The sequence below is a fragment of the Bacillus sp. ISO11 genome (genome assembly GCF_003458115.1).
In the GTDB taxonomy this organism is placed as follows: Bacteria; Bacillota; Bacilli; order Bacillales; family Bacillaceae_G; genus Bacillus_A; species Bacillus_A cereus.
Genome location: NZ_QXCO01000076.1, coordinates 1 through 2,090 on the forward strand (window position 1 = coordinate 1; position 2,090 = coordinate 2,090).

The following is a 2,090-nucleotide window of genomic DNA, read 5'->3' on the forward strand; positions in this document are numbered from 1 at the left end:
TTTTTCCGCCTTCCGTACCTTCTAGATATCGTTTTACTGCTTGTATTTTATCTTTTGAAGAAAATTTAGCCATAAAAAATGCACCTCCAATTGTTAGTTATGTGTCTAACAATTGGGGTGCACTTCATAGTTGGGTGTCTTTTCTTTATTTCTCAATATAAGAGCTATAAAAATATGCTATGATTTTAATAGAAATTCCCTTGTGTGCAATGAGATAGTAATACCCAACAAAAGCCCACCTATTTCCGTAGGTGGGCCTTATCTTTATTACACAATCCAAATTATACTCTGATTTTCCCATCAACTTTATGCAATTATACATATCTGAAAAAAATACACCGAATGAATTTTATATATAGTAAAATAATAAACGTGGATACATTCTATAAAGCAGATTCTTTTGAAAGGCGTAACATACCAATCATTATGGAAGGTGTCGCGTCACTCTAATACTGATCTCAAATCTCTTGTACTTTGTAAACTAACAATCTGGTGTATATAGACGATTCTGTTTTATAGGGTGTGTTTACACGTATAACAAAGGGATAATACGGATAAGTTTATACTAAATGAACGTGGTTCAAGTCGGAGGAAGGCACCTTAGGGTGTCTTTTTTTGTACATAATAAAAGCCTCACCATCCTATGAAAACGGTAATTCCTTTAAAACAAATAATAATTGTAAATATGTTAATTTTACATTACATTAAAGTTAGAGAAAACTCTTTAACTAATACAGTGCTAAATAGTAGGTGAAAAAATGGAATTTAACGATTTGGGTATTACCATTAAAGAACTTAGAATTAACAAAAATATATCACAATCCGAATTATGTCATGGAATATGTTCACAAAGTCAAATTAGCAAGATCGAAAAAGGTGTGATTTATCCATCTAGCATATTGTTATATCAATTATCTGAAAGACTTGGTATTGATCCAAATCATATATTTGCACTAACTCAAAACAAAAAAATTAAATATGTAGAAAATGTAAAATATGTAATAAAAGATTGCTTAAAACAAAAACAATATAAAGAACTTTATGAAATAGTAAAAAAGGAGAAAAACTTAAATAACTTTCAAACAAATGAAGAGAAACAATTTCTAATATGGCATGAAGCAATTGCTATATTTGAGGTAAATAGATCAACCAAAACTGCTTTAACTCTTTTAAATCATGCATTAAAACTAACTTTAACCAATTCTGATTTTTTATCAGAAAGAGAAATAGATATTATGCAGACAATGGCTATATTTCATGGAGAAAATAAAGAATATGAAAAAAGTATTACTATATTAAGAAGATGTTTATCTAATTTTAATAAGTTAAATTTTCCTAGAGATAAAGAAATTAAACTAAAAATCATTTTAAATTTAGCAAAATCTTTGGCCTTCACATATCAACATGAAGAGGCAATAAAATACATTGATAAGGGCATCAAATTAGCAATTAATCTAAATACTTTATACCTATTAGGTGAACTATTCTATTTAAAAGGTCGGTTTTTATTAAAGATTAAACAACACAATGTAGAAGATGTTGTTTATAACTGGAAAAAAGCATTATTTATATTTGAACTAACAGAAAAAGAATATTATACAAAAATGATATCAGATAAACTTATTGAAATACAAAATAAAAAACACTCATAATTTCGTAAAAACTACTTAAAAAGCCCACAGGAAAAGTTCCCGTAGGCTTTACATTTATAAACATATTATTATTTTTTATAAAACCGCATCTCCAATTATTAGATAACTATCTAATCCATTGGGAATGCGGTTCACTTAGGTCATTAATGTTTCAGCTATCTTCTTTATTTGAAAATTACATCTACCATACTAATTTAATATTATATTCCTGAAGCCAACCATTAACTTGAAGTAAATAATCTATTATACCCCGAGCATCATTACCTGAAATTACTTCGTCTTTTCCTTCTGCAATAGCACGAACTCTTTCCACATTAATTAATGGCAAAATAGGTGATTCAGGATTGTTCAACACATGTAACATCCAATCACTAATACCTTGTAGATAAGAGGCATCCTTAGTGCTTGGATATGCACTTTTTTTGCGATAACGTACAT

1 protein-coding gene and 1 pseudogene are annotated in these 2,090 nt (G+C 28.4%); one reads left to right on the forward strand and one right to left on the reverse strand.

The window, feature by feature from the left end; genetic code table 11:
* Positions 1-758 precede the first annotated feature (758 nt).
* A complete protein-coding gene (locus D1166_RS30800) occupies positions 759-1,652 on the forward strand; it encodes a helix-turn-helix domain-containing protein (RefSeq protein ID WP_097856748.1) in 894 nt (297 codons plus the stop codon).
* 181 nt (positions 1,653-1,833) lie between these two features.
* Here D1166_RS30800 and D1166_RS30805 read toward each other — a convergent pair.
* Positions 1,834-2,090: pseudogene (locus D1166_RS30805) on the reverse strand (asparagine synthase-related protein); the annotation flags it as partial.